The organism is Quatrionicoccus australiensis (assembly GCF_020510425.1).
Taxonomy (GTDB): domain Bacteria; phylum Pseudomonadota; class Gammaproteobacteria; order Burkholderiales; family Rhodocyclaceae; genus Azonexus; species Azonexus australiensis_A.
In genome coordinates this window covers 281,372-305,773 of the sequence record NZ_JAHBAH010000001.1, presented here as the reverse complement: position 1 = coordinate 305,773, position 24,402 = coordinate 281,372, and the positions used below count along the sequence as shown (strand labels likewise).

Genomic DNA, 24,402 nt, shown 5'->3' with positions numbered 1-24,402 from the left:
AGTTGCTGCACGATCCATGACCACCGAGCTCGCCCCGCGTACCGAACGTTTCTTCCTGCTGACCCTGGCTGGCGTCCAGTTCAGCCACATCCTCGATTTCATGATCATGATGCCGCTCGGGCCGATTCTGATGGCGGCGTTCGGCATCGGGACGCACGAGTTCGGCCTGCTGGTCGCCTCCTACAGTTTCAGCGCGGCGATTTCCGGTGTGCTGGCGGCGACCTTTGTCGATCTCTTCGAGCGCAAGCGCATGCTGCTCGTCTGCTTTGCGCTGTTTGCGCTGGCGACGCTGGCCTGTGCGCTGGCGCCGGGCTTTTCCATGCTCCTGCTGGCGCGTGGCCTGGCCGGCGTGTTCGGCGGCATCATGGGCGCGCTGGTGCAGACCATGGTTGGCGACGTGATTCCGTTCTCGCGGCGGGCGCGGGCGAGCGGCCTGATCGCCAGTGCCTTCTCGCTGTCGACCATTGCCGGCGTGCCGCTCTCCCTGTGGCTGGCCAATCATTTCGGCTGGCAGACGCCGTTCATCCTGATCGCCGCGACCAGCGTGTTGTTTATCGTAGTCGGCCTGCGCTTCCTGCCCGAGCTGCGGCATCACCTGAGCGAAGAGAAGCGGGCGCACCTGCTCTCGGCGACCTTCAGCGTGCTCGGCGAAGCCAATCACCGGCATGCCTTGCTGTTCTCGGCGCTGCTGGTGTTTTCCGGCTTCACGGTGATTCCCTACATCACGGTTTACGCGGTCAATAATGTCGGCATCGACCCGCACGATATTCCCTTCGTCTATCTCGCCGGCGGTTTTGCGACCTTCATCAGCGCGCGCCTGATCGGCCAGTGGGCCGACCGGCATGGCAAGGTCGAAGCCTATCGCTGGGTGGCGCTGATTACCATCGTGCCGCTGCTCGTCCTTACCCATGTCGGCCGCCTGCCGCTGTGGGGCTGGCTGATCTGCTCGACCAGCTTTTTCGTGCTGATCTCGGGGCGCATGATCCCGGCCATGGCGGTCATCACCTCGGCGGCGCAGCCGAAGTTGCGTGGCACCTTCATGTCGCTCAACGGCACCGTGCAGTCGCTGGCGATGGGCCTGGCGACGACGCTGGCCGGCTACATGATTGCGCTCGACGCCGATGGCCATGTCGTCGGTTATCCGTTTGCCGGTTACCTGGCGGTCGGCGCCAATCTGGTGGCGATCTGGTATGTCGGGCGTATCGTGATGCACGGGCATAAGCCTTGACCCGCGGGCAAATCGGCCTATTTGCGGCGTCGACCGGTCAACCGCAAAAATAGGCCGAATTTGCATGCTTGTTGTCGGCGGGCGCAGTGGTCGCCGCCGGCCGGCATCGCCTAGGATGCGCCTTGCTTAAACAACAAGGAGACAAGCATGCAGGCCTTTCAGGACTATTACCCGGAGAATCTCGCGCACTGCTACGGCTGCGGCCGCAACAACGCGGACGGCCACCGGATCAAGACTTTCTGGGAGGGCGACGAAACGGTCACGCATTTCCAGCCGCGCCCGGAACACACGGCCATCCCCGGTTTCGTCTATGGCGGCCTGCTTGCCTCGCTGATCGATTGCCACGGCACCGGCACCGCCGCGGCGGCGATGTACCGGGCGGAAAACCGCAGCATGGACAGCCTGCCGGCCTTTCGTTTCGTTACCGGTTCGCTGCAGGTCAGTTACCTGAAGCCGACGCCGCTCGGCCCGGAGCTGGAAATCCGCGGTCGGGTCAAGGAAATCAAGGGGCGCAAGGTGGTGGTCGAGGCGACGGTGTATGCCGAGGGCGTCGCGACGGCGCGCGGCGAGATCGTCGCGGTGCAGATGCCGGATACCTTCGTCGCCGCCTGAGTGGTTTTGCCACCGGCGTAGCGGTCGACCGTAAAAATGCGGGCAAAGCCGCGCGCCGGTCGTGGCGCACGGCTTTTGCCCGGGGCGGATGCTAAGCTTGCGTCTTTCCTGACAGCAGCACACGCCCAGCATGAGCAAAACCGGTTACTGGATCCTGCGTTCCGAGCATCGCTTGTTGACCCTGGTCGATACGGTTTTTCCGTTCGGCCCGGCCGGCGCCTTCGGCGACCCGGACAACGCCCTTTACGTCGGCGAATTGCACGGCCAGCCCTGCCATGCGGTCGACCTTGCCGAATTGCCGGAAATGCCCGGCGCCGAGCCGACGCCGCTGCGCGCCATCTTCCAGCTGGCCGGGCCGGAAATCTTCGCCCTGGCCGGGCGCGCCACGCAATTGCTCGACTGGCAGGCCAACCACCGCTTCTGCGGCAAGTGCGGCACGCCGACCGAAAAGAAGGACAGCGAACTGGCGATGCACTGCCCGCACTGTGGCCTGCTTGCCTATCCGCGCCTGTCGCCGGCAATCATGGTGCTGGTGCGCGACGGCGACAAGCTGCTGCTCGGGCGCAGTCCGCATTTCAAGCCGGGCGTGTTCAGCGCCCTGGCCGGTTTTGTCGAACCGGGCGAGACGCTCGAAGAATGCGCCGCGCGCGAGGTGCGCGAAGAGGTCGGCATCGAGATCACCAACCTGCGCTATTTCTCCAGCCAGCCCTGGCCGTTTCCCAATTCATTAATGATCGCCTTCTTTGCCGATTACGCGGGCGGCGAAATCACGCCCGATCCGGCCGAAATCGAAGCGGCAGAGTGGTTTGCGCCCGATGCGCTGCCCATCCTGCCGGATCCGATCAGCATCTCGCGCCGCCTGATCGACGCGGCGCAGCGCCCGGCTTAATCGTCTTCTTCCTCCGCGTTGTACAGGCGCAGACGCTTGTCGGCGCTGACGCCGAGGATCTTTGCCAGCCAGGGCGGCGGCGAGTCGGCCAGCGCCTGCTGGAAGCGCCCGATGACTTCCAGCGCCGGTCCGCCGTTGGGCAGCTTGATCGGGAAAATGTCGGCGCGGATCACCTTGGCCGCCGCCGGCCCGCCGATCGACACGACGTAGAGCACATGGCAGTCGCCGATCAACTGGCAGCGAAAGAGGTTCTTGTCCTCGGCAAAATCCGCTTCCAGCGCGCTGCGCACGCCGATCAGACGGCTTTCCGTGGCCGATACCTGATAGACGAGGTAGCGCAGGCAGGAGCCGAAATGCCCGTTCAGCTCGTTGCCGCTGTCGGAGGCGATGGCGACGCGCAGCGAATCGGGGATGTCGCCGTCGGCATAAGGCTCGGCCTGCGGCAGGTTTTCGTCGTCCTGCACCTCGCCCCACAAGATGCGCACGGCGAGTTTCATGGCGTCGATGCCGATGCCCATGTCTTCGTCGTCTTCCTCGCCATCCATGCTGCCCAGCCCGGTTTTCAGGTTGGTGACGGTGATCGCACGCAAATTGTCGGTGTCGATTTGTTCACCGAGATGGCTCTGCAACAGCGCAATCAACCGCGGCAGGGTGACATTGGGCATGGCGCGGGAAGCCAGGGCAACGCGCAGCGCGGCTTCCTGGGTAATCGGCATGGTTCTCTGGTCCATTGGGGATCTCCTTGGCCTTGCTGGCCTATCGTTGGAGATTTTGCCCTTGCAGGGATGGTGCCAAGCGCCGGCTTGGTAGTCCTGGTCAGCGTTTTCGCTGAATTGAACTAATTTGTCGCGCTTTGGTCCGCGACAGCCTCTTGTCGAGTTTTCGACAAGAGGCGCGCCGGCTTACTTGAGCGCCTGCGCGTGGTGGCGCAGGTGATCGTCGATGAAGCTGGCGATGAAGTAATAGCTGTGGTCGTAGCCCGCCTGCGTGCGCAGCGTCAGCGGATGCCCGGCGGCCAGCGCCGCGACTTGCAGCATTTCCGGCTTGAGCTGAACGGCGAGGAACTGGTCGCGGTCGCCCTGGTCGATCAGCATCGGCAGCTTTTCGCCGGCATTGGCCAGCAACTGGCTGGCATCCCATTCGCGCCAGCTCGCCCGGTCGACGCCGAGATAACCGGTAAAAGCCTTTTCGCCCCAGGGCACGGCGGCCGGGTTGCAGATCGGCGCAAAGGCCGACAGCGACTGGTAGCGGCCCGGATTGCGCAGGGCGCAGACCAGGGCGCCGTGGCCGCCCATCGAATGGCCGCTGATGCCGCGCTTGCCGGAAACCGGGAAGCTGGCTTCGATCAGCGCCGGCAGTTCATGCACCACGTAGTCGTGCATGCGGTAGTGGCGGGCGTAGGGTTCCTGCGTCGCGTTCAGGTAGAAGCCGGCGCCGTGGCCGAAATCCCAGCCGCCGTCCGGATCGCCCGGCACGTCGTCACCGCGCGGGCTGGTATCGGGCGCGACGATGATGATGCCGAGTTCGGCCGCCAGGCGCTGGGCGCCGGCCTTCTGCATGAAGTTCTCGTCGGTGCAGGAAAGCCCGGACAGCCAGTAGAGCACCGGCAGCTTTTCACCCTGTTCGACCTGCGGCGGCAGGTAGATCGAGAAGACCATGGCGCAGTTCAGCGTGCTGGAATGATGGCGGTAACGCTTGTGCCAGCCGCCGAACAGCTTCTGGCAGGAGAGGTTTTCGAGGTTCATCGTGCGGCTCCGCTCAGAAATGAATCACGGTGCGGATGCTCTTGCCTTCGTGCATCAGGTCGAAGGCTTCGTTGATCCGTTCGAGCGGCATGGTGTGCGTGATGAAGGTATCGAGCGGGATTTCGCCGCTTTGCGCCTTGGCGACATAGCCCGGCAGTTCCGTGCGGCCCTTGACGCCGCCGAAGGCGGAACCGCGCCAGACGCGGCCGGTGACGAGCTGGAAAGGACGCGTCGAGATTTCCTGGCCGGCACCGGCGACGCCGATGATGGTCGATTCGCCCCAGCCTTTGTGGCAGCACTCGAGCGCGGCGCGCATCAGGTTCACGTTGCCGACGCACTCGAAGGAGTAATCGACGCCGCCGTCGGTCATCTCGACGATGACGTCCTGGATCGGCTTGGCGAAATCCTTGGGGTTGATGCAGTCGGTGGCGCCCAGTTGTTTGGCGATCTCGAATTTGGCGGGGTTGATGTCGATGGCGATGATGCGCGAGGCCTTGACCATCTTGGCGCCGATGATCGCCGCCAGACCGATGCCGCCCAGGCCGAAGACGGCGACGGTGGCGCCTTCTTCAACCTTGGCGGTGTTGAGCACGGCGCCGATGCCGGTGGTGACGCCGCAGCCGAGCAGACAGACCTTTTCCAGCGGCGCATCCTTGGCGATTTTGGCCAGCGAGATTTCCGGCAGCACGGTGTATTCCGAGAAGGTCGAGCAGCCCATGTAGTGGTAGATCGGTTGGCCGTTGTAGGAGAAGCGGCTGGTGCCGTCCGGCATCAGGCCCTTGCCCTGGGTGGCGCGCACCGCCTGGCAGAGGTTGGTCTTGCCCGACAGGCAGAACTTGCACTTGCCGCATTCGGCGGTGTACAGCGGAATGACGTGGTCGCCGACGGCGAGCGAGGTGACGCCTTCGCCGATCGCCTCGACAATGCCGCCGCCTTCATGGCCGAGAATGGCCGGGAAGAGACCTTCCGGATCGTCGCCGGAGAGCGTGAAGGCATCGGTATGGCAGACGCCGGAAGCGACGATGCGGACCAGGACTTCACCGGCCTTGGGCGCTTCGACATCGACTTCAACAATCTGCAGGGGCTGGCCGGCGGCAAAGGCAACGGCGGCGCGGGACTTGATCGACATGGCGGAACTCTCGGAAGGGTGACAATGGCGCCGAGTATAATTAGCCACCCGTTGCGGATAAATCGACTTTCAAGGATTGATTGTTGCTGTATGGGGATAATCAAGCCGCCGGAGGAGGGCGCCACAGATGAGCCGTTGGGAAGGCCTGGATGAATTCGTCGCCGTCGCCGAATGCGGCAATTTCTCGCGTGCTGCCGAGCGTTTGCGCCTGTCGTCATCGCATGTCAGCCGGCAGATCGCGCTGCTCGAAGAACGCCTGCAGGCGCGGCTGCTCTACCGGACGACGCGGCGCGTTTCGCTGACCGAAGCCGGCCAGACTTTCTTCGCGCGCTGCCAGCGCCTGATCGAGGAACGCGACGAAGCCTTCCTGAGCATCAGCGACCTGCACAGCGCGCCGACCGGCCTGCTGCGCATGACCGCGGCGGTGGCCTACGGCGAGCGCTTCATCGTGCCGCTGGTCAATGATTTCATGGCGCAACATCCGGCCCTGAAAGTCGAAATCGAGCTGACCAACCGCACGCTGGACATGGTGCATGAAGGCTTCGACCTCGCCATCCGCCTCGGCCGGCTGACCGATTCCAGCCTGGTCGCGACGCGCCTGGCGCCGCGCGCGATGTATCTGTGCGCCGCGCCAAAATACCTCGAAAAATACGGTCGACCGCATACCTTGTCGGAACTGGGGCAACACAACTGCCTGATCGGCACCGGCGACAGCTGGTTGTTCCAGCAGGACGGCAAGGAATACCCGTTCCGGCCGAGCGGCAACTGGCGCTGCAACAGCGGTCAGGCAGTGCTCGACGCGGCGCTGCGCGGCTTCGGCCTGTGCCAGTTGCCGGATTACTACGTGCTCGATCCGCTGCGGCGTGGCGACCTGGTCGCGCTGCTCGCCGCCAACCAGCCGCCCAACGCCGCCGTCTGGGCGGTCTACCCGCAACGCCGCTATGCCTTGCCGAAAGTGCGCTTGCTGGTCGAGGCGCTGAAAGTCGGGCTGGCGGTTTGCCCGGAGTATCGTGATGCGGTGGCGAGCTAGGCCGGGGAAAGATTGGCTGCCCAAGGGGCTGCCGTTTCTGGTGCCCTGAAGTCGGCGCGGGGCTGGTAGTGGTTTTGCCGGTTTTTTAGCGGTCGACCGCTAAAAAACCGGCAAAACCAATTTTCCCTCAAGCCCGGCGCAGCGCCGACGGCGGCATGCCGCGCAGGCGGATGAAGGCGCGGCGCAGGGTTTCCGGGTTGGCAAAGCCGCACTGGCGGGCAACGCTTTGCACGCTGTTGCCCGCTTCGAGGGCGCTGGCGGCAGCTTCGATGCGCAGGCGTTCGACGGCACGGGCCGGCGAGCTGCCGGTTTCGGCGGTGAAACTGCGCGCGAAATGGCGCGGACTCATGCAGGCGCGCGCGGCAAGTTCTTCGACGCCGAGCGGCTGATCGAGGTGCTGCCGGATGTAGTCGAGCAATCCGGCAAAGCGGCCGGGCCCGCCGCTCAGTTCGAGCAATGCCGAATACTGCGTCTGGCCGCCCGGCCGGCGGTAATAGACGACCAGCTGGCGGGCGACCTGGCGCGCTACCTGTTCGCCGAGATCGGCGTCGATCAGCGCCAGCGCGAGATCGATGCCGGCGGTGATGCCGGCCGAGGACCAGATCCGGCCGTCGTTGACGTAGATGCGGTCGGCCTCCAGGCAAACGCCGGGAAAGCGGCGGCGGAAATCGGCGCTGCGCTTCCAGTGTGTGGTCACCATTTTCCCGTCGAGCAGGCCGGCCGCGGCAAACAGGAAGGCGCCGGAGCAGATGCTGGCTAGGCGTCCGGCGGTCGCCGCGCGCCGGCGCAGGAAATCGAGATTGCCGGCATTTTCGCTGGCCGCGTTGATGCCGTGGCCGCCCACGGTGAGCAGGGTGTCGCCCGGCTGGTCGAGCGCTGGCGCAGCGGCAAAGGCGATGCTGTCCAGCGCCAGCCCCGAGGAACTGGCGACCGGGCCACCGTTCTGGCTGCCCAGTTGCACCTGATAGCTGGCGGCGACGATGTCGTTGGCTGCCTCGAAGGCAGCGACCGGGCCGGCCACATCGAGCAGCTGGAAACGTGGATAGAGGACGAAGAGCAGCTGACGGGGCATGGCGTAAAAAGTGGGAAAGTAGTCATTTGAGACATTAACGCTTTTCGGCACCATGGGGAACCCGTATTTCTAGATCAGGAGAGTCCCGTGTCCGTTTCCCTTTCACCCCCTGTTGCCGCCGACGCGCGGCGCAACGTGCTGCTGCTTGCGCTGTCGCAGGCGGCGGTGATGACCTGCATCAGCCTGCTGCTTGCCTCCTCGGTGCTGATCGGCGCGCGCCTGGCTTCGCCGGCCTGGGCGACCGTGCCGCTTGCCGTGCAGTATCTTGGAACGCTGCTGGCGCTTTACCCGGTGGCACGCCTGATCAATCGCTACGGGCAGCGCCCGGTATTTTGCGGCGGCGCCTTGTTCGGTGCGCTCGGCCTGGCCATGGCTGCGGCCGCAATCTGGCTGGGCAGCTTCGTGCTGTTTGCGCTGGCCGGCGGCGTGATCGGCATCTTCAGCGCGGTCGGGCAGTATTACCGTTTCGCAGCGGCCGACGCCGTGCCGCCCGAGCGGCGCAGTTCGGCGATTTCGCTGACTCTGAGTGGTGGCGTGCTGGCGGCGCTGGCCGGCCCGAGCCTGGCGCGCTGGACCAGGGATGCTTTCGCGCCCGCCTTTGCCGCCAGCTTCCTTGCCCTGGTCGGGGTGGCGCTGCTCGCCGCCTTCCTGGCGACCCGCCTGCGCCTGGTGCGGCCGCTGCCGGCCGAAACGGCGCAGGTGCCGGCATCTTTCATGCCGCTGCTGCGTCAGCCGGATTTCCTGCTGGCCGTGGTGGTCGGCGTGGTCGGCTATGCGCTGATGAACCTGCTGATGACGGCAACGCCGCTGGCCATGCTGTGCAGCCATCTTGATTTTGCCGCGACGGCGACGGTCATCCAGTGGCATGTTGTCGCGATGTTTGCACCGTCCTTCTTTACCGGTGCGCTGATCCGCCGTCTCGGTGTGCTGCCGGTGATGCTGCTTGGCGCCTTCTGCATGCTTGGCTGCATCGGCGTTGCGGTCAACGGCGAAACACTGGTTCATTTCGAGCTGGCGCTGATCCTGCTCGGTATCGGCTGGAATTTCCTCTACGTCGGTGCCACGACGCGCCTGGTCGAATGCTGTCCGCCGGCGCACAAGGCCCGTGTTCAGGCTTTCAACGACAGCCTGGTCTTTCTTGCCATCGCCGGCGTCACTTTCAGCTCGGGGCCGCTGGTTGATCGCTTCGGCTGGCAGGCCCTGAATCTCTGGGCGGCGCTGCCGGTCGGCGTACTGATCCTGACCATCGCCGGGCGCTGGCTGGCGACACGGCGCCCGGCGTCCTTGCTGGCTAACGGTGCGTGAACTGCTTTTGGCACCTGGCTGACGGTCGACCGCAAACAACACCCGAAAACGAACAAGGCCGGACGAACCGGCCTTGTTTACCAAGTGTGCAATGCTACAGACGCGCAGCAGGGCCTTGATCAGGCGCTCGGAGAGCCGGGCTTCGGTGAATTGCGGTTTGTTGGGCGGGTAGAGGGAATTCCTTAGTTGCGGCGGACAAGTACGTAGGGATTGCGAAACGTTGCTCCCTTGATTTCCGAAACCGCAAAGGAGTTGCCGGCCGCCAGTATTTTGGCGCGTCCGGTTGCATCTGCACGACCATCGTTTGAATGTTCCTTCATCTCGACGATGAGCGGCTCCGGGGCGATCAGACGCAACTCGAAAGTGGTGCCCGGCATGTTGCTGCCGGTGATGCTGGCGGTCGAGTTTGGTCCGCTCAGGGTGACGGATTGTTCCAGTTGGTCAGCCAGGTAGATGTCGATCTTGATCGCTTCCACAGCAATGGCGGACGCAGGAATTGCCAGCAAGGCGGCAAGCAGCAGGGGGAGGGATTTCATCGCGTAAGTCCTGGGGGCGTTTGACCGGGAACGCTGTTGTCGCATCGGGCAGCAGGCCGGGCAAGATGGCGCAAAGTCGCGAATGCTAACCCCGGGACCGGATTCGTTTCGTTACAAACTGTAATCGTCAGCGCCAGGCCAAGGTTTGCCCGGGTCGCTTGATGCGGTTTTTGCCCTGGCGCAGCGGTCGACCGCTAAAAACACCCGAAAACGAACAAGGCCGGACGCGCCGGCCTTGTTCGCCGAGTGGGCAATGCTTCAGACGCGCAGCAGGGCCTTGATCAGGCGCTCGGAGAGCTGGTCTTCGGTGAATTGCGGTTCGTTGGGCGGGTAGAGCGAGTTCTCGTCGATGGCAAAGCCGTGCTCCAGGGCCAGGGCACGCAGTTCCTTGATCTTCTGGCAGGCCAGCAATTGCTCTTTCAGCACCGGATCGCTTTTGGCTTTTTCGGAAAAGGCCTTGATGGGGACAATCGACATCTGTTTCTCCTGTTCAACGTTGTTGCGAAAAAAGGGGGTATTCCCGCCCGCCGGGCGAGCGTCCGCTTTGTCGGCTTGTCGACAAAAACGACGTCTTTTCCGGGGCGTCGGGGGGTGTAAGCAATTCCGGGGCCAAATCTGCCCCGCCTTGGGGCACAATATCCGGCAGGAGGTGAGCCATGGTGACAAAAGGATTGGTCGATAAATTGCGTTCGATGGTCGGCGCCGGCGCGGCGCGTGTGGCGCTGACGCCGCGCGGCCTGGAGCGTTTGCGCGCGCAGTTGCATGAATGTGCCGAAGGGCAGGGTGGCGAAGTGTCGGCGCGCGGTCGCGCGGCGCGTCTCGCCGAAACTTATCTCAGCCTCAATGACGAAGGCCGGCAGCGTTTCCTCAAGCTGATCGCGCTCGAGTTCGGGCCGGACCCGGTCAAGGTGGCGACGGCGCACGCCGCCTACCAGGCCGCGGTCGGCACGCCCGAGCAGTGGAAGGCGGAGGCGGCGATGCGCGGCGCGATGCGCTCGCGGCGCATCCGCATCCTGACCCAGTTCAACGCCATTCCGCAGGGCGTCAAGTTTCTGGTCGATCTGCGCGCCGACCTGCTGCGCTATCTCGAAAACGACCGCGAACTGGCCGTGCTCGACCGCGAACTGGAGTCGCGCCTGTCAGCCTGGTTCGACGTCGGCTTCCTGGAATTGCAGCGCATCACCTGGAATTCGCCGGCTGCCTTGCTCGAGAAGCTGATCGAGTACGAAGCGGTGCATGAAATCCGCTCGTGGACCGATCTCAAGAACCGGCTCGATTCCGACCGCCGGCTCTACGCCTTCTTCCATCCGCGCATGCCGGCCGAGCCGCTGATTTTTGTCGAGGTCGCGCTGACCGACCATCTCGCGGCCAACGTCCAGGAACTGCTCGACGAGCACGCGCCGGTCTTCGACAACAGCAAGGCCGACACGGCGATCTTCTATTCCATCTCGAATACCCAGGTCGGCCTGCGTGGCGTTTCGTTCGGCAATTTCCTGCTGAAGCGGGTGATCGACGACCTGAAGCGCGACTTCCCGCGTCTTGCCAGCTTCGCGACTTTGTCGCCGATGCCGGGCCTGGCTGCGTGGGTGAAGAAGAATCCGCAGGTACTGGCCGAGGCGGGCAGCGAATTGCCGCTCGAAGCGCTGTCGACCGGTACGTGGGCCGAGGACAAGAAGCAGGTGCGCAGTCTGCGCGATCCGCTGACCCGACTCGCCGCGCGCTACCTGGCCACGGCCAAGCAGGGCGGCGGCGAGCGCGGTGCGCCATTCGACCCGGTGTCGCGTTTCCATCTTGGTAACGGGGCGCGCGTCGAGCAGCTCAATTATCTGGCCGATGCCTCGCCGAAAGGCTTCCGGCAGTCGTTCGGGTTGATGGTCAATTACTTCTACAGCCTGGATGACATCGAAACCAACCTTGAGGCCTTCGCCAGCACCGGCCAGATCGCGATGTCGGCCGGGGTGCGGCGCCTGGCGCGCAGCAAGTAGGTTTTTGCCTGTTTCAGGCGGTCGACCGTCTGAAAAGGTCGAAAATGCAGAAAAGGCCGGGCGCGCTGCCCGGCCTTTTTTTGGCTCAGAAAGTGATGACCTTGTCCGCTGCCAGCGTCGCGGCCGCCAGTTCGACCAGGGTGCCGATACTGGTGCCGGGAATCAGCGGCAGTTCGCCGAGGCCGCGCGCCAGGGCGCAGGTGCGGCAGAGCTTGATGCTGGCGCCGCTGGCAACCAGTTGTTCGACCATGCCCTGCAGGCCGTTGCCGGTGCCGTCGATCTGGTTGGGCAGGCCGAGTACCGTGGCGTCGGACATCAGGAAAATATTGACCTGCGGCTTGGCATCGCTGCCGCTCAGGGCACAGGCCAGGCGCAGGGCGGAAAGGCAGCGTTCGCTGCCATAGGGGGCGGCGTGGATGATGATCAGGATGTTTTGCATGGAGTGCTCCTTGGTAAGTGCCGTGCATGCTGCGTAAATACGGCGCGCTTGGCAAGTCGGCTTGAGCGCGCGCAGTCATCAAATTGGCGGCAGCGTGGCGCTATACTGGCTGCAAATCATAGGTGGCGTGAAGAAGCATGCGGCAACTTCGGCAGTTCCTTGTTTGGTGTTTGTTCCTCTTGCTCCCGCTGGCAGCAACTGCCGCACCGGGTGAGCCTGGCGCGCTCAAGGTAGTGGTGGTGGATGATGCGCCGCCGATGGCTTATCGCGACGCCAGCGGGCAACTGACCGGCTTCAGTGTCGCCGTCATGCAGGCTCTTTGTGCGGAAATCAATGTCCGCTGCGAGTTTGAACCGCGGCAGTTCGAATATTTGCTCGATGATCTGGCAAGCGGTCATTTTGACGTGGCTGCCGTCGGTTTGCTCAATACGCCGGAACGCCGTCAGAAGGTGCTGTTCACCCGCCCGGTCTACCGCTCGCAAACCCTGTTTTTCGCCAAACCCGGCGTGACGCCCGGTCAGCCCGATGTGCGCGTTTCCACCTTCAAGGGCTCGGTGCAGGAAGGCTATATCCGGCAGCAGGGCTGGCGGTCGGTCGGCGCGCAAACGGCCGAAGACATGGTCGAGCAACTGGTGGCCGGCGTCGCCCAGGCCTGCGTCGTGCCGCTGATGAGCAGCCTCAACCTGCGCAAGAACCGCGCTTTCCTGCAACTCGGGCTGGTACCGGTGATCCTGCAGGCGCCCGAGTTCGACAATGCGGCGTCCTTTGGCATCACGCCGCAGCGCGCCGACCTCAAGCCGGTACTCGACAAGGCGCTCGACCGGATCAAGGTCAACGGCACCTACGACCGGATCAACTCGAAGTTCCTGCCTTTTCGCGTCGATTGAGGCATCGACCGCCTGGCCTCAGCTGAGGCCGACGATCGCCATCTTGCGCCGCAGGTAGGCAATCTGCGTCTGCAACGGCAACTGTTTCGGGCAGACGTCGTGGCAGCCGAGCAGCGACATGCAGCCAAAGACGCCGTCGTCGTCGCCGATCAGCTCGTAGAAATCCTCGTCGCTGCGCGTGTCGCGCGGATCGAGGCGGAAGCGGGCGATCTTGTTCATGCCGACCGCGCCGACAAAATTTTCCCGCATCTGCGCCGTGCCGCAGCCGGCAATGCAGCAGCCGCATTCGATGCAGCGGTCGAGTTCGTAGATGGCTTCGGCGAGTTCCGGCGCCATTTTTTCTTCGAGCGCGTCGAGCTGGACCGGTGCAGCGTTGTGGATCCAGGTCCGCAGGCGTTCGCTGGTGCCGCGCATCCATTTGCCGGTATTGACCGATAGATCACCGATCAGCTCGAAGAAGGGCAGCGGTGCCAGCGTGATCTGCGTGCCGAGGTCGCGCGTCAGCGTGCGGCAGGCGAGGCTGGGCCGGCCATTGACCAGCATGGCGCAACTGCCGCAGATGCCGGCGCGGCAGACGAAATCGAACTGCAGTGAGCCGTCCTGCGTGGCGCGGATTTCGTTGAGGGCGATGAACAGCGTCATGCCTTCGGCTTCTTCAATTTCGAAGTCCTGCAACTGCGGCCGGCTGGCCGGATCGGCCGGGTTGTGGCGCAGGATGCTGAAGGTCAGGCGGCGCGGTGCCTGGCTGGCCGGTGGGCGGCGAAAGAGCTTGATCATGCGGACTCGTCGAGGCGGGCGTTGTTGCCGCGCAGATGCGCCGGCAACAGGTGGCGGAAGGGCATCAGGGCATCCTGGATGGCGTGGCGGTCGGCCTCGCCGAGGCGGGCGCGGATGGCGTCGATCTCGGCCTGGCGGATGGCGGTGGCCGGATGCTCGATGGCATCGCGCGTGCCGTAGCCGCGCCAGCCGGGCGGCAGTTCCATGCCGGCGATGGCGAGTTCCTCGTAGGCGAGGCTGGGCAGCGGTTGCGCCGCGTCCGGCCAATAAGCGAGGCTGCGCTTGAGCCAGTCGGCGTCGTTGCGCTGCGGGTAATCGCTGCGGAAATGCGCGCCGCGGCTTTCGCAGCGCTGCTCGGCGCCGCGCGCGACGCAGAGCGCCAGCTTGAGCATTTTCTGCAGGCGCCAGGCGGTGGTCAGTTCCGGATCGGCACCCGGGCGCCGGCCGCCGAGGCCGATCCGCCGGCTGCGCAAAACGAGCTTCTGCAGGGCGTCGACCGCTGCGCCCAGGGTTTCGCCGTGGCGCACGATGCCGACCTGTTCGGTCATGATCGCCTGCATCTCGCGCAGCAGTTGGCCGGCCTTTTCCGTGCCTTGCCCGTCGCTGAGCGCGGTGAATTCGGCTTCGGCCTTTTCCAGGCAGTCGCGCACGAGCGCGGTTGAAACGTGCATGTCGCCGGCCGGCGAGGCACAGAAATCGGCGATTGCTTCGCCGACGATCATGCCGGCGACGACGGTTTCGGCGACCGAGTTGCCGCCCAGGCGGTTGAAGCCGTGCAGGTCCCAGCATGCCGCTTCGCCGCAGGCAAAGAGGCCGCTCAGGCCGTAGGCGGCGCCCTGCGCATTGGTGCGGATGCCGCCCATCGAGTAATGCTGGGCCGGGCGCACCGGTATCCATTGTTTGGCGGGGTCGATGCCGAGGAAGTGATGGCAGATTTCCTTCACTTCGCGCAGCTTGCTGTTGATGTGCGCTTCGCCGAGCAGCGTGATGTCGAGCCAGAGATGCTCGCCGAAGCGGTTGCGGGCGCCCTTGCCGGCGCGGATGTGCGCTTCCATGCGGCGGGCGACGACGTCGCGCGAGGCCAGTTCCTTCTTCTCCGGCTCGTAGTCCGGCATGAAGCGGTGACCGTCGACGTCGCGTAGCAGGCCGCCGTCGCCGCGACAGCCTTCGGTGACCAGGATGCCGGCCGGGAAGATCGCGGTCGGATGGAACTGCACCGCTTCCATGTTGGCGAGCGGCACGACGCCGGTTTCCAGTGCGATGGCGGCGCCTATGCCTTCGTTGATCACGGCATTGGTCGTCGCCTGGTAGATGCGCCCGAAACCGCCGGTGGCGATGCAGGTGGCGCGGGCGACATAGGCCGACAGCTTGCCGTTGGTCAGGTTGCGCACGATGGCGCCGTAGCAGCGGGCGCCGTCATGGATCAGCGAAACCGCTTCCATGCGCTCATGCACCGGAATGCCGGCGGCGATGGTCTGGTCGCTGACGGCGTAGAGCATGGCGTGGCCGGTGCCGTCGGAGACGTAGCAGGTACGCCATTTCTTGGTGCCGCCGAAATCGCGCGCGGTGATCAGGCCGTGCGCCGCATCGGCCTCGTTGAGCGTGACTTTCTGGCTGTCGATGATGACGTCGTGCGGGCCGCGTTCGACGCGGTTCCAGGGCACGCCCCAGGCGGCCAGCTCGCGTACGGCCTTGGGCGCGGTATGCACGAACATGCGGGCGACTTCCTGGTCGGCGCCCCAGTCGCTGCCGCGTACGGTGTCGCCGAAATGCACGTCTTCGTTGTCGCCGGCGCCCTTGGCGGTGTTGCCCAGGCTGGCTTGCATGCCGCCCTGGGCAGCGGCCGAGTGCGAGCGTTTGGGCGGTACCAGGCTGAGGATGATGACCTTCTGGCCACGCTTTTTCGCGGCGAGGGCGGCGCGCAGACCGGCCAGTCCGCCGCCGATGACGAGGACGTCGGTATGGATCACATCCATGTCAGTGTCTGCCGCTGGCTTGCTGGCCGGGGACGTAGCGTTCGCCGGCCTTTTCGGCGTGGGCGCGGCCAAGCTCGACGTAGGCGAGCAGGGTGACCAAGCCGAGCGTGATGAAGAAGGCGCTCAGCGCATGCCGCGCCATCTGCAGGCGACGACGGCTGATGTTGGCCGAAGCGGCGGCGAACCAGCCCCATTTGATGGCCAGCCGGTAAAGGCCGATGCTTCCATGCAGTTCGGCGGCGAACAGCAGCATCAGGTAGAGCGGCCACATGCCGCCGGTCCAGACGCGGTCGGCCGATTCATAGGGGCCGATCAGCGCCGGCTGGGTCAGCATGCCGTAGAGATGGATGGTGGCCATGAAGAACAGTGCGAAGCCGGTCCAGATCTGCAGCCACCACAGCGAGGTGTCGGCGTGCTGCAGGCTGTTCTTGTGCGCGACAAAGCTGCGGTACTGGCGATAACCGGCCGGGAATTTGCGCATCGCCAGCCAGGCATGCAGGATGAAGATGGTGGTGATCACGCAGACCACGGCCGAAACCATGATCGGATAAGGCTTGCCGAGAAAATAGACGCCCTCGAAGAAGCGGGCGATCGTATAGAAGGCGTCGTGGCTGATCAGGATGCTCGACACGAAGAACATGTGTGCCATCAGGAACAGCCCGAGAAACAGCCCGGAGGCGCTTTGCAGCAGATCGAGACGGGCCGGCCAGCGGCTTTTGCGCAGGGGCGGGACGTCGACCGCCCAGCTCCGTTGCGGAACATCGAGGCTTAACTGTCCGCTGGCGTCCAGGTTGATCTGTTCGTGGCTGGCTTTACTGTGCTCTATCTGGCTTGCCATGATGCGCTTCCTGTTGCGAGGCCTTCCCCGTTGAAGGTCGAGGTCGAAATGCGGCGGCGGGCAGGTTTTGCCGGCGCTGCTTTCGACATTCGTGTTTTTTGACTATCGATTCCGACTTTAGCACAGGGAGTCGGGGTTATGCTGCATTGCAGCAATTATTTGTTATGCCGTGTTTTGTAAGGCTTGTATAAGCCTTGTACCAGATCGGTTGACGGGTTTTTTTAGGTGATTTTGCGCTGCCGCAAAACCGATTGCCGGCTAGGGTTTTTTCAGGAATGCCGGCAGTGGGGTGAGGACCTGTCCGGCTGCGCCCGGATGAGCTTGCGCGAATTGCTGGATGCGGGCGATGCGCGCCGCGTGGTCGGGATGAGTGTTGAAAATGGCCGGGGCTTCGAGGCTTTGCGGTCGACCGGCGATATATTCGAAAAATGCCGCCGCATCGCCGACATGGCCGTAGGTGCGCAGCACGGTCTGCAGCGCCTCGGCGTCAGCTTCTTCTTCCTGGGCGCGGCTGAAGGAGAGCATCGACAGCATGCCCATGTTGCCGACCCATTGCTGCATGGCGCCGTCGCCGACCCCGGCCAGGCTGCTCAGCGCCAGCATGACGGCAAAGCCGCGGCCGACGGCGACGATCGGGTGGCGCTGCCGGACATGGGCCATTTCGTGCGCCAGCACCATGGACAGCGCGTTTTCGCTGGGCAGGGTGGCGAGCAGGCCCTGGTAGACGACGATATGGCCACCCAGGGTGGCCATCGCATTGACCGTCGTATCCGGTGAGTAGTGCAGGCTGAAACTCATGCCGGGCGGCAGCTGCATGTTCGTCGCCAGGCGCTCGGCCAGCGCCTGCAGGTAACGCTGTTTCTGCTGGCTGGCCGTGTTCTGGTCATCCTTGAGCCAGCCGATGTCGACGCCGGAGAGCAAGGCCTTTTCCTGTGCGAAGGGCACGTAACGTACGAGATGGCCGGCGAGGAGCGATAGCAGCAGCACCCCGGTCAGCAGCACGGCGCTGATGCCGCCGAGCAGCAGGCCGAACTCCTTGAGCGGATGCGACGGGCTGATGTTGATCCCTTCCGGGACCGGCCGGTTCTCGTAGTCGCTCATCGTCTAGCGCGGCGTTACGGCAGTGCCGTAGGCGACGACCTCGACGGCACCGATCGTCTGGTCGTTGTCCTTGGAGATCGAGGCGGTTTCCAGGCGCACGTTCCAGACGCTGCTGGCGCCGCGGGCGCGGGCTTCTTCCTTCATGCGCAGCATGGCTTCGCGGCGGGCGCGTTCGAGCAGCGACTCGTAGGAACTGACGCGGCCGCCGATGAAGTTGCGCAGGCCGGCGACGAAGCGCTTGAAATAGTCGATCGAGATGACGACGCTGCCGCAGACCAGCGCGGCGTCGCCGGTATGGGCCGCGGGGATGTTGCGTTCCGAAAAGCAGAGCAGATCCTGCAACTCGGCTTCGCGCGCGATGATCGAGCGGAAGTGCCGCTTTTCGGCTAGTTGACCGAAGACGTAGCCGCAGCCGAGCAGGATCAGGAAAAATATCAGGTCGTACATGGCTTATTCCACCACGACGGCCGTGCCGTAGGCGAACAGTTCGGCAGCGCCGGCGGCGACCGAGGAGGTCGAGAAACGGACATTGACCACGGCGTTGGCGCCGATCGCTTCGGCCTGGGCAAGCATGCGCTGTACGGCTTCCTCGCGCGACTCGGTAAGCAGTTCGGTGTAGCCCTTCAATTCGCCGCCGAAGATGTTCTTTAGCCCGGCCATCAGGTCGCGGCCGGCGTGCTTGGAGCGCACGGTGTTGCCATTGACCAGGCCGAGATGCTTGACGATGGTCTTGCCGGGAACGGTTTCGATATTGGTGACGATCATGCGTATTTCCTCGCGAGAACTGCCTGGGTTGATAAGTTCGCCGCCGGGCCATCCCGGTGCCGCGGCAGTATATTCCAAGTGGGTGATTTGTTGCTTGTCGCTTGCCGGAAGCGCAGCGGTATGCAAATCTCCGCCTGTTGCCAAAAAAACATAAAAAATGATCTGTTCAGGGAAAAAACTAACGGCCGCGCTGGCCTGGTTGGCGTGCGCCGGCGGGGCGGCGGCCGATCCGGAAATCATGGTGCATGAGGGCGACCTCGCCGCGCGCGGCGAACTGGTCGCGACCCTGCATGCCAATCACACGCTGCAGGGCGACAAGACGACGCGCGACGGTACCTGGCCGGTGGACAAGATGAGCTATGTCATGGCCGAGTTCGCGACCGGCCTGGCGCCAGGCTGGGAGGCCGGTATCCACCTGCCGGTGATGCGCGCCGGCATCGACAGCCCGAGTTCGCGGCGCGGCGACTGGGGCGAGTCGGCGATCATGTTCCGCCTCAAGCACATCCGGCCGCTGGGCGGCGGCTGGTATTACGGTTTCAATGCCGAATACGACATCAATTCGCCGCGCTTCGTCGCCGACAAGACGAGCATCGAATTCCGCGGCATCGCCGGTTACGACGGCGAGCATTTCCGGCTGGTCGCCAATCCGCACCTGATGTGGGGCTACGGTCAGGCCGGCGCGGATCGGCGGCCCGACTTCAATGTCGATTTCAAGGCCATGCACAAGCTGTCCGGCGATTTTGCCTGGGGCCTGGAAGCCTATCTCGACTGGGGTAAGTTGAGCGATCTGAATCCGGGCGCGGGCGACCGCACGCTCTACTTGGTCGGCGAGATGCAGACGGCGGGCGGTTCGTTTCATGTCGGGATCGGCCAGGGTTTCAAGGAAACGCCGGAGAAATACGTCATCAAGGCGGTCTGGTCGGAGAGCTTCTGAGGCGGAGCGGGCGGGGCAAGGGGGCCGGCATCTGTTAAGATTCGGCCCGCATTCATCAGGCCTTTTTCCTTGTCTTCCCTTCCCGAAATCTTTTCCCCCGACGGGCCGCTGGCCCGGGCCATTGGCGGCTATCGCGTGCGCGATCAGCAGGTTGAAATGGCCGAGCGCATTGCTGCCGCCATCAAGAGCTGTTCGGTCTTCATCGCCGAGGCCGGCACCGGCACGGGCAAGACTTTCGCGTACCTCGTCCCGGCCCTGAAATCGGGCGGCAAGGTGATTGTTTCCACCGGCACCAAGACCCTGCAGGACCAGTTGTTCAACAAGGACCTGCCGATGGTGCGCGACGCCTTGAAGGCGCCGGTCAAGATCGCCCTGTTGAAAGGGCGCGCCAATTACGTTTGCCCCTACCACCTCGAACGGGCGCTCGCCGATGGTCGCTTCCTGACCCGCGAGGATGCCGCCGACGCGCGCCGCATCTCGGTTTTCGCCAAGGTCACGCATACCGGTGACAAGGCCGAATGCCTGGAAGTCTCGGAAAACTCGCCGGTCTGGGGGCACGCCACCTCGACGCGCGAGAACTGCCTGGGCCAGGACTGCCCGGATTACAAGGACTGCTTCGTCATGCTCGCCCGGCGCGAGGCGATGGCGGCCGACCTGGTGGTGGTCAATCACCATCTCTTCTTCGCCGACGTCATGCTGCGCGACGAAGGCATGGCCGAACTGCTCCCCGCCTGCAACACGGTGATCTTCGACGAAGCGCACCAGTTGCCGGAAGTAGCGACGCTGTTCTTCGGCGAAACCGTCTCGACCGCGCAGGTGCTCGACCTTGCTCGCGACAGCCGCGCCGAAGGCCTGACCAGCGCGCGCGATTGCCTCGACCTGCAAAGCGCGACGCGCGAGCTGGAAAAGGTCGCCAAGGATCTGCGCCTGGCGGTCGGCCTCGACAGCGGTCGCTTCGCTTACGGTCAACTGCTCGAAAAGCCCGAATTTGCGCCGGCCCTGAAACTGCTCGAAGACGAGGTCAGCGGCTTTGCGGCGATTCTCGAAACCCAGGCCGAGCGTTCCGAAGGCCTGGAAAAATGCTGGCAGCGCGCCACCGAGCTGCTGCGCCAGATCGGTCACTGGCAAAGCAATGCCGACGACGGCTACGTGCGCTGGGGCGAGGCCTACACGCATTCGCTGCAGCTCAACACGACGCCGCTCGACGTCGCCAACATCTTCCGCAAACAGATGGGCGGCCATCCGCGCGCCTGGATCTTCACCTCGGCGACGCTTGCCGTGCGCGGCCAGTTTCATCATTACTGCGCCGAACTCGGCCTTGGCGAGCCGGAGTCGGCGTGCTGGCAAAGTCCCTTCGACTACGGCAAGCAGGCCTTGCTCTACGCGCCGCTCGGCATGCCGGAACCGAACTCGATGGGCTATACCGATGCCGTCGTCGACGCCGCCTTCCCTGCGGTCAAGGCGGCGGGCGGCGGTGCCTTCTTCCTGTGCACCAGCCTGCGCGCCATGCGCCGCACGCATGAGTTGCTCAAGGCGCGTCTCGAGGACGAAGGTCTCGACATGCCGCTGCTGATCCAGGGCGAGGGCAGCAAGAACGACCTGCTGCAGCGCTTCCGCCATCTCGGCAACGCCATCCTGGTCGGTAGCCAGAGTTTCTGGGAAGGCGTCGATGTGCGCGGCGAGGCGCTCTCGCTCGTCGTCATCGACAAGATTCCCTTCGCGCCGCCCGACGATCCGGTGCTCTCGGCGCGCATCGAGCAGATGAAGCAGCAGGGCCGCAACGCCTTCATCGAATACCAGCTGCCGCGCGCCGTGATCAACGTCAAGCAGGGCGCCGGCCGGCTGATCCGCGACGAGGACGATACCGGCGTGCTGATGATCTGCGATCCACGACTTATATCAAAGCCGTACGGCCGGCAGGTGTGGCAAAGTCTGCCGCCCATGAAACGCACCAAGGAGTTGAACGATGTGCTCAACTTTTTCGCCCGCCGCAACGGCGACCATGTTTGATCGCGCCGCCCTGAACGCCGCGCTGGTCGCCGGCGCCGGTCTCGACCTGGCGGCGCTCGCCGAGTCGCACCCGTCCTTGTTCTCGCAGGCGGCCGTTGCGATTGCGCCGGCCACCCGGCAGGCAATGGCCGACCTCATCGCCGCCATCGAGTCGGTTGTTGCCTTGCCCGCCTGGCAGGAGCGCGTGCTGGCCGGCGCGCCGGCCCTGGCGCAGCGGTCGACGGCGGCGCGCAGCGTGTTTTTCGGTTACGACTTCCACCTGGCGGTCGACGGTCCGAAACTGATCGAAATCAATACCAATGCCGGCGGCGCGCTGCTCAACACCTGCCTGCTCCGGGCGCACGGCGAAACCGCCGCGGCCGAACGCATCGAGCAGGAAATCGTCGCCATGTTCCGCGCCGAATGGCAACTGGAGCGCGGCGCGGCGCCGCTGACGCGGATCGCCATCGTCGATGAAAACCCGGCCGCACAATACCTGGCGCCGGAGTTCGAGCTCTTCCGGCGGCTTTTCGCGCGCCACGGCATCGCCGCAGTGATTGCCGATCCGGCCGAGTTGTCGCGCCGCGGCGAGCGCCTGCTGTATCGTGGCGAGGTCGTCGACCTGGTCTATAACCGGCTCACCGACTTTTCCCTCGAGGCGGCGGTCAACGCCGATCTGCAGGCCGTTTTCGCGGCCGGCGGCGTGGTCGTCACGCCGCATCCGCGGGCGCATGCGCTGTATGCCGACAAGCGCAACCTGATGCTGCTCTCCGATCCGGTTGCGCTGAGCGAACTCGGCGTGTCGGCCGCAACGCAGGAAATCCTGCTGGCCGGCATCCCGCGCACGGTCGCGGTCACGGCGGTGCAGGGCGAACAGTTCTGGAGCACGCGCAAAAACTGGTTCTTCAAGCCGGCCGCCGGTTTCGGCAGCCGCGCCACTTATCGCGGCGACAAGCTGACCAAGCGCGTGTTCGAGGAAATCCTGCAGGGCGGCTACATCGCCCAGGAAATCGTGCCGCCTTCGACGCAGACGCTGCTCGTTGACGCTGTCGCGCAGGACATGAAACTCGATGTGCGCTGCTACACCTACGCGGCCCGCATCCAGCTCGTCGCGGCCCGCCTTTATCAAGGGCAAACGACCAATTTCCGGACGCCGGGCGGCGGTTTCGCCCCGGTGTTTACGGCCTGAACGGTTAGAATCCGGCCATGAAAGTATTTGGTATCGCCGGCTGGTCCGGCTCCGGCAAGACGACGCTGCTCGAAAAACTGATTCCGGCGCTGACCGCGCGCGGCCTCAAGCTCGCCGTCATCAAGCATGCCCACCACGGTTTCGACATCGACCGGCCGGGCAAGGATTCCTACCGTCATCGCGAAGCCGGCGCCGTCGAGGTACTGCTTTCCTGCAACGACCGTTGGGCGCTGATGCACGAGCGGCGCGGCGAGGCGGAGCCGACCCTGGCCGAATTGCTCGGCCACCTGTCGCCCTGCGACCTGGTGCTGATCGAGGGCTTCAAGCAGGAACCGGTGCCCAAGCTCGAGGTCTACCGCCCGGCCCACGGCAAGCCGCCGCTTTTTGCCGAGCGCAGCGACATCGTCGGCGTCGCGACCGATGGCGAGGTGGTGAGCGATCTGCCGGTGCTGCCGCTGAACGACATCGCGGCGATCGTCGATTTTGTAATGAACACCCTGGATTTGCAGGAACGCCCATGCTGAGTTTTGAAGAAGCCCTGGACAAGCTGTTGTCCGCCGCCACGCCGGTCGAAGAAGTGCGTGCCTTGCCGCTGACCGCCACTGCCGGCCGCGTTTTGGCCGTGGCGCAGGCGTCGACCGTTGCGGTGCCGCCGCTCGACAATTCGGCGATGGACGGCTACGCGGTGCGCGTCGCCGATATCGCCGCGGCCGGCGTCTGCCTGCCGGTCAGTCAGCGCATTCCCGCCGGTACGGTCGGCACGCCGCTGCAGCCGGGCACGGCGGCGCGCATCTTTACCGGTGCGCCGGTGCCGGTTGGCGCCGACGCCGTGGTCATGCAGGAGCTTTGCGAACACGGCGAGGGTGGCGTCGTCATCAATCATCTGCCGCATGCCGGCGAGAACATCCGCCGTGCCGGCGAAGATATCTCTATTGGCGGCCAGATCCTCAGCGCCGGCATGAAGCTGCGGCCGCAGGACGTGGCGCTCGCCGCCTCGGCCGGGCTGCCGGAACTGCCGGTGTATCGCCGCCTGCGCGTCGGCGTCTTCTTCACCGGCGACGAACTGGTGCAGCCGGGCGAGCCGCTGCCGCCGGGCGCCATCTACAACTCCAACCGCTACGCCTTGCGCGCGCTGCTCGAAGGCCTGGGCTGCGAAGTGCGCGATCTCGGCACGGTTGCCGACACGCTGGACGCAACGCGCGATGCGCTGCGCCGCGCGGCCGAAGACAACGACCTGATCATCACCAGTGGCGGCGTCTCGGTTGGCGAGGAGGATCACGTCAAGCCGGCGGTCGAAGCCGAAGGCCGGCTCGATATGTGGAAAATCGCCATTAAGCCGGGCAAGCCGCTGGCTTTCGGCGAAGTCCGCAAAAGCGACGGCAAGGCCTGGTTCATCGGCCTGCCGGGCAATCCGGTGTCGGCTTTCGTCACCTTCCTGATCATGGTCCGGCCTTTCATCCTGCGTCTGCAGGGTGTGGCCGAGGTGTTGCCGCACAGCTACACGCTGCGCGCCGATTTCGACTGGAAGAAGCCCGATCCGCGCACCGAGTTCCTGCGCGGCCGGCTCAACGGCGCCGGTGGTGTCGAGTTGTTCAAAAACCAGGGCGCCGGCGTCGTCACCTCGCTGTCCTGGGGCGACGGACTGATCGTCAAGGCGCCGCAGCAAGTTATTGCGGCGGGCGAGAGCGTGCGTTTCATCCCCTTCGCGGAGCTGCTGGCATGAGCGTCAAGGTGCTTTACTTCGCCAGCCTGCGCGAGGCGCTCGGCGTCTCGGCCGAGACGGTCGACCTGCCGGAAAGCGTCAAAACGCTGGCCGCGCTGCGCGACTGGCTGGTTGCGCAGGGGCGCGAAAAACTGGCGACGGCGAAGAATCTTCGCTGCGCCGTCAATCAGGAAGTGGCCGGGCTGGATGCGGCGGTGCAGGATGGCGACGAGATCGCCTTCTTCCCGCCGGTAACCGGCGGTTGAAAGAAGCC

The 24,402-nt window shown here is 64.7% G+C and carries 26 protein-coding genes; 13 read left to right on the top strand and 13 right to left on the bottom strand.

The genetic code is table 11. The features are described from left to right. Positions 1-16 precede the first annotated feature (16 nt). The 3 genes from KIG99_RS01565 to nudC all read left to right on the top strand — a co-directional run bounded on the left by KIG99_RS01565 (position 17) and on the right by nudC (position 2,729). Positions 17-1,228, top strand: a complete 1,212-nt coding sequence (locus KIG99_RS01565; RefSeq protein ID WP_226458469.1) for an MFS transporter — start codon at positions 17-19, stop codon at positions 1,226-1,228. A 147-nt stretch (positions 1,229-1,375) separates the two neighbouring features. Continuing rightward, a complete protein-coding gene (locus tag KIG99_RS01560) occupies positions 1,376-1,840 on the top strand; it encodes a PaaI family thioesterase (protein WP_226458468.1) in 465 nt (154 codons plus the stop codon). A 130-nt stretch (positions 1,841-1,970) separates the two neighbouring features. Continuing rightward, positions 1,971-2,729, top strand: coding sequence for an NAD(+) diphosphatase (nudC, locus tag KIG99_RS01555; protein ID WP_226458467.1), 759 nt, complete (start codon positions 1,971-1,973; stop codon positions 2,727-2,729). On the opposite strand, the gene KIG99_RS01550 is transcribed toward nudC, so the two are convergent. The 3 genes from KIG99_RS01550 to KIG99_RS01540 all read right to left on the bottom strand — a co-directional run bounded on the left by KIG99_RS01550 (position 2,726) and on the right by KIG99_RS01540 (position 5,603). Then, entirely contained in the window at positions 2,726-3,460 is a 735-nt protein-coding gene (locus KIG99_RS01550; RefSeq protein ID WP_226458466.1) for a dinitrogenase iron-molybdenum cofactor biosynthesis protein, read from the bottom strand. The two genes, nudC and KIG99_RS01550, sit on opposite strands and share 4 nt — an antisense overlap. A gap of 171 nt (positions 3,461-3,631) precedes the next feature. Continuing rightward, positions 3,632-4,474: an S-formylglutathione hydrolase gene (gene fghA, locus KIG99_RS01545; protein ID WP_226458465.1), complete on the bottom strand. Its 843-nt coding sequence runs from the start codon at positions 4,472-4,474 to the stop codon at positions 3,632-3,634. Between the two features lie 13 nt (positions 4,475-4,487). Next, positions 4,488-5,603, bottom strand: coding sequence for an S-(hydroxymethyl)glutathione dehydrogenase/class III alcohol dehydrogenase (locus KIG99_RS01540; RefSeq protein ID WP_264180385.1), 1,116 nt, complete (start codon positions 5,601-5,603; stop codon positions 4,488-4,490). 127 nt (positions 5,604-5,730) lie between these two features. Between KIG99_RS01540 and KIG99_RS01535 the strand changes: the two genes are divergently transcribed. Continuing rightward, on the top strand, positions 5,731-6,633 hold the full coding sequence (locus KIG99_RS01535; RefSeq protein WP_226458464.1) for a LysR substrate-binding domain-containing protein: 903 nt from the start codon (positions 5,731-5,733) through the stop codon (positions 6,631-6,633). A 127-nt stretch (positions 6,634-6,760) separates the two neighbouring features. Here the strand turns inward: KIG99_RS01535 and KIG99_RS01530 are convergent, their stop codons facing one another. Continuing rightward, positions 6,761-7,705: a GlxA family transcriptional regulator gene (locus tag KIG99_RS01530; RefSeq protein ID WP_226458463.1), complete on the bottom strand. Its 945-nt coding sequence runs from the start codon at positions 7,703-7,705 to the stop codon at positions 6,761-6,763. 87 nt (positions 7,706-7,792) lie between these two features. Here KIG99_RS01530 and KIG99_RS01525 point away from each other — a divergent pair, with 87 nt between their 5' ends. After that, entirely contained in the window at positions 7,793-9,010 is a 1,218-nt protein-coding gene (locus tag KIG99_RS01525; RefSeq protein ID WP_226458461.1) for an MFS transporter, read from the top strand. A 182-nt stretch (positions 9,011-9,192) separates the two neighbouring features. On the opposite strand, the gene KIG99_RS01520 is transcribed toward KIG99_RS01525, so the two are convergent. After that, positions 9,193-9,546: a hypothetical protein gene (locus KIG99_RS01520; RefSeq protein WP_226458460.1), complete on the bottom strand. Its 354-nt coding sequence runs from the start codon at positions 9,544-9,546 to the stop codon at positions 9,193-9,195. Positions 9,547-9,804: 258 nt separating this feature from the next. Continuing rightward, complete coding sequence (locus tag KIG99_RS01515; protein WP_226458459.1) at positions 9,805-10,023, bottom strand: Nif11-like leader peptide family natural product precursor; 219 nt, start codon at positions 10,021-10,023, stop codon at positions 9,805-9,807. Between the two features lie 179 nt (positions 10,024-10,202). Between KIG99_RS01515 and KIG99_RS01510 the strand changes: the two genes are divergently transcribed. Next, the gene (locus tag KIG99_RS01510) at positions 10,203-11,531 is read left to right on the top strand and encodes a malonyl-CoA decarboxylase (protein WP_226458458.1); all 1,329 of its coding nucleotides are present in this window, start codon (positions 10,203-10,205) and stop codon (positions 11,529-11,531) included. An 85-nt stretch (positions 11,532-11,616) separates the two neighbouring features. Here the strand turns inward: KIG99_RS01510 and KIG99_RS01505 are convergent, their stop codons facing one another. Then, on the bottom strand, positions 11,617-11,970 hold the full coding sequence (locus KIG99_RS01505; protein WP_226440280.1) for a DsrE/DsrF/TusD sulfur relay family protein: 354 nt from the start codon (positions 11,968-11,970) through the stop codon (positions 11,617-11,619). Between the two features lie 170 nt (positions 11,971-12,140). On the opposite strand from KIG99_RS01505, the gene KIG99_RS01500 reads away from it, so the two are divergent. After that, positions 12,141-12,857, top strand: coding sequence for a substrate-binding periplasmic protein (locus tag KIG99_RS01500; RefSeq protein ID WP_226458457.1), 717 nt, complete (start codon positions 12,141-12,143; stop codon positions 12,855-12,857). Positions 12,858-12,875: 18 nt separating this feature from the next. Here KIG99_RS01500 and KIG99_RS01495 read toward each other — a convergent pair whose 3' ends face one another. The 6 genes from KIG99_RS01495 to KIG99_RS01470 all read right to left on the bottom strand — a co-directional run bounded on the left by KIG99_RS01495 (position 12,876) and on the right by KIG99_RS01470 (position 18,314). Then, on the bottom strand, positions 12,876-13,634 hold the full coding sequence (locus KIG99_RS01495) for a fumarate reductase iron-sulfur subunit (RefSeq protein ID WP_226458456.1): 759 nt from the start codon (positions 13,632-13,634) through the stop codon (positions 12,876-12,878). After that, positions 13,631-15,610 carry a fumarate reductase flavoprotein subunit gene (locus KIG99_RS01490; protein WP_226458455.1) on the bottom strand — a complete coding sequence of 660 codons (1,980 nt, stop codon included), beginning with the start codon at positions 15,608-15,610 and terminating at the stop codon, positions 13,631-13,633. Before KIG99_RS01490 ends, KIG99_RS01495 begins: the two co-directional genes overlap by 4 nt. 1 nt (position 15,611) lies before the next feature. Next, positions 15,612-16,448, bottom strand: coding sequence for a fumarate reductase cytochrome b subunit (locus KIG99_RS01485; RefSeq protein WP_226458454.1), 837 nt, complete (start codon positions 16,446-16,448; stop codon positions 15,612-15,614). A gap of 258 nt (positions 16,449-16,706) precedes the next feature. After that, entirely contained in the window at positions 16,707-17,549 is an 843-nt protein-coding gene (locus KIG99_RS01480; protein ID WP_226458453.1) for a M48 family metallopeptidase, read from the bottom strand. Between the two features lie 3 nt (positions 17,550-17,552). Further along, a complete protein-coding gene (locus tag KIG99_RS01475) occupies positions 17,553-17,996 on the bottom strand; it encodes a YbjQ family protein (protein ID WP_226458452.1) in 444 nt (147 codons plus the stop codon). 3 nt (positions 17,997-17,999) lie between these two features. After that, positions 18,000-18,314: a YbjQ family protein gene (locus tag KIG99_RS01470; RefSeq protein ID WP_226458451.1), complete on the bottom strand. Its 315-nt coding sequence runs from the start codon at positions 18,312-18,314 to the stop codon at positions 18,000-18,002. A gap of 157 nt (positions 18,315-18,471) precedes the next feature. On the opposite strand from KIG99_RS01470, the gene KIG99_RS01465 reads away from it, so the two are divergent. The 6 genes from KIG99_RS01465 (at position 18,472) to moaD (ending at position 24,394) form a co-directional block, all read left to right on the top strand. After that, positions 18,472-19,248 carry a hypothetical protein gene (locus KIG99_RS01465; protein ID WP_226458450.1) on the top strand — a complete coding sequence of 259 codons (777 nt, stop codon included), beginning with the start codon at positions 18,472-18,474 and terminating at the stop codon, positions 19,246-19,248. A 69-nt stretch (positions 19,249-19,317) separates the two neighbouring features. Beyond that, positions 19,318-21,258 carry an ATP-dependent DNA helicase gene (locus tag KIG99_RS01460; protein WP_226458449.1) on the top strand — a complete coding sequence of 647 codons (1,941 nt, stop codon included), beginning with the start codon at positions 19,318-19,320 and terminating at the stop codon, positions 21,256-21,258. After that, entirely contained in the window at positions 21,251-22,426 is a 1,176-nt protein-coding gene (locus tag KIG99_RS01455; protein ID WP_226458448.1) for a hypothetical protein, read from the top strand. Before KIG99_RS01460 ends, KIG99_RS01455 begins: the two co-directional genes overlap by 8 nt. 17 nt (positions 22,427-22,443) lie before the next feature. After that, complete coding sequence (gene mobB / locus KIG99_RS01450) at positions 22,444-22,950, top strand: molybdopterin-guanine dinucleotide biosynthesis protein B (protein ID WP_226458447.1); 507 nt, start codon at positions 22,444-22,446, stop codon at positions 22,948-22,950. Beyond that, on the top strand, positions 22,944-24,149 hold the full coding sequence (locus KIG99_RS01445; RefSeq protein ID WP_226458446.1) for a molybdopterin molybdotransferase MoeA: 1,206 nt from the start codon (positions 22,944-22,946) through the stop codon (positions 24,147-24,149). The genes mobB and KIG99_RS01445 overlap by 7 nt, the downstream gene beginning before the upstream one ends. Beyond that, positions 24,146-24,394, top strand: coding sequence for a molybdopterin converting factor subunit 1 (gene moaD / locus KIG99_RS01440; protein WP_226440270.1), 249 nt, complete (start codon positions 24,146-24,148; stop codon positions 24,392-24,394). Before KIG99_RS01445 ends, moaD begins: the two co-directional genes overlap by 4 nt. Positions 24,395-24,402 lie beyond the last annotated feature (8 nt).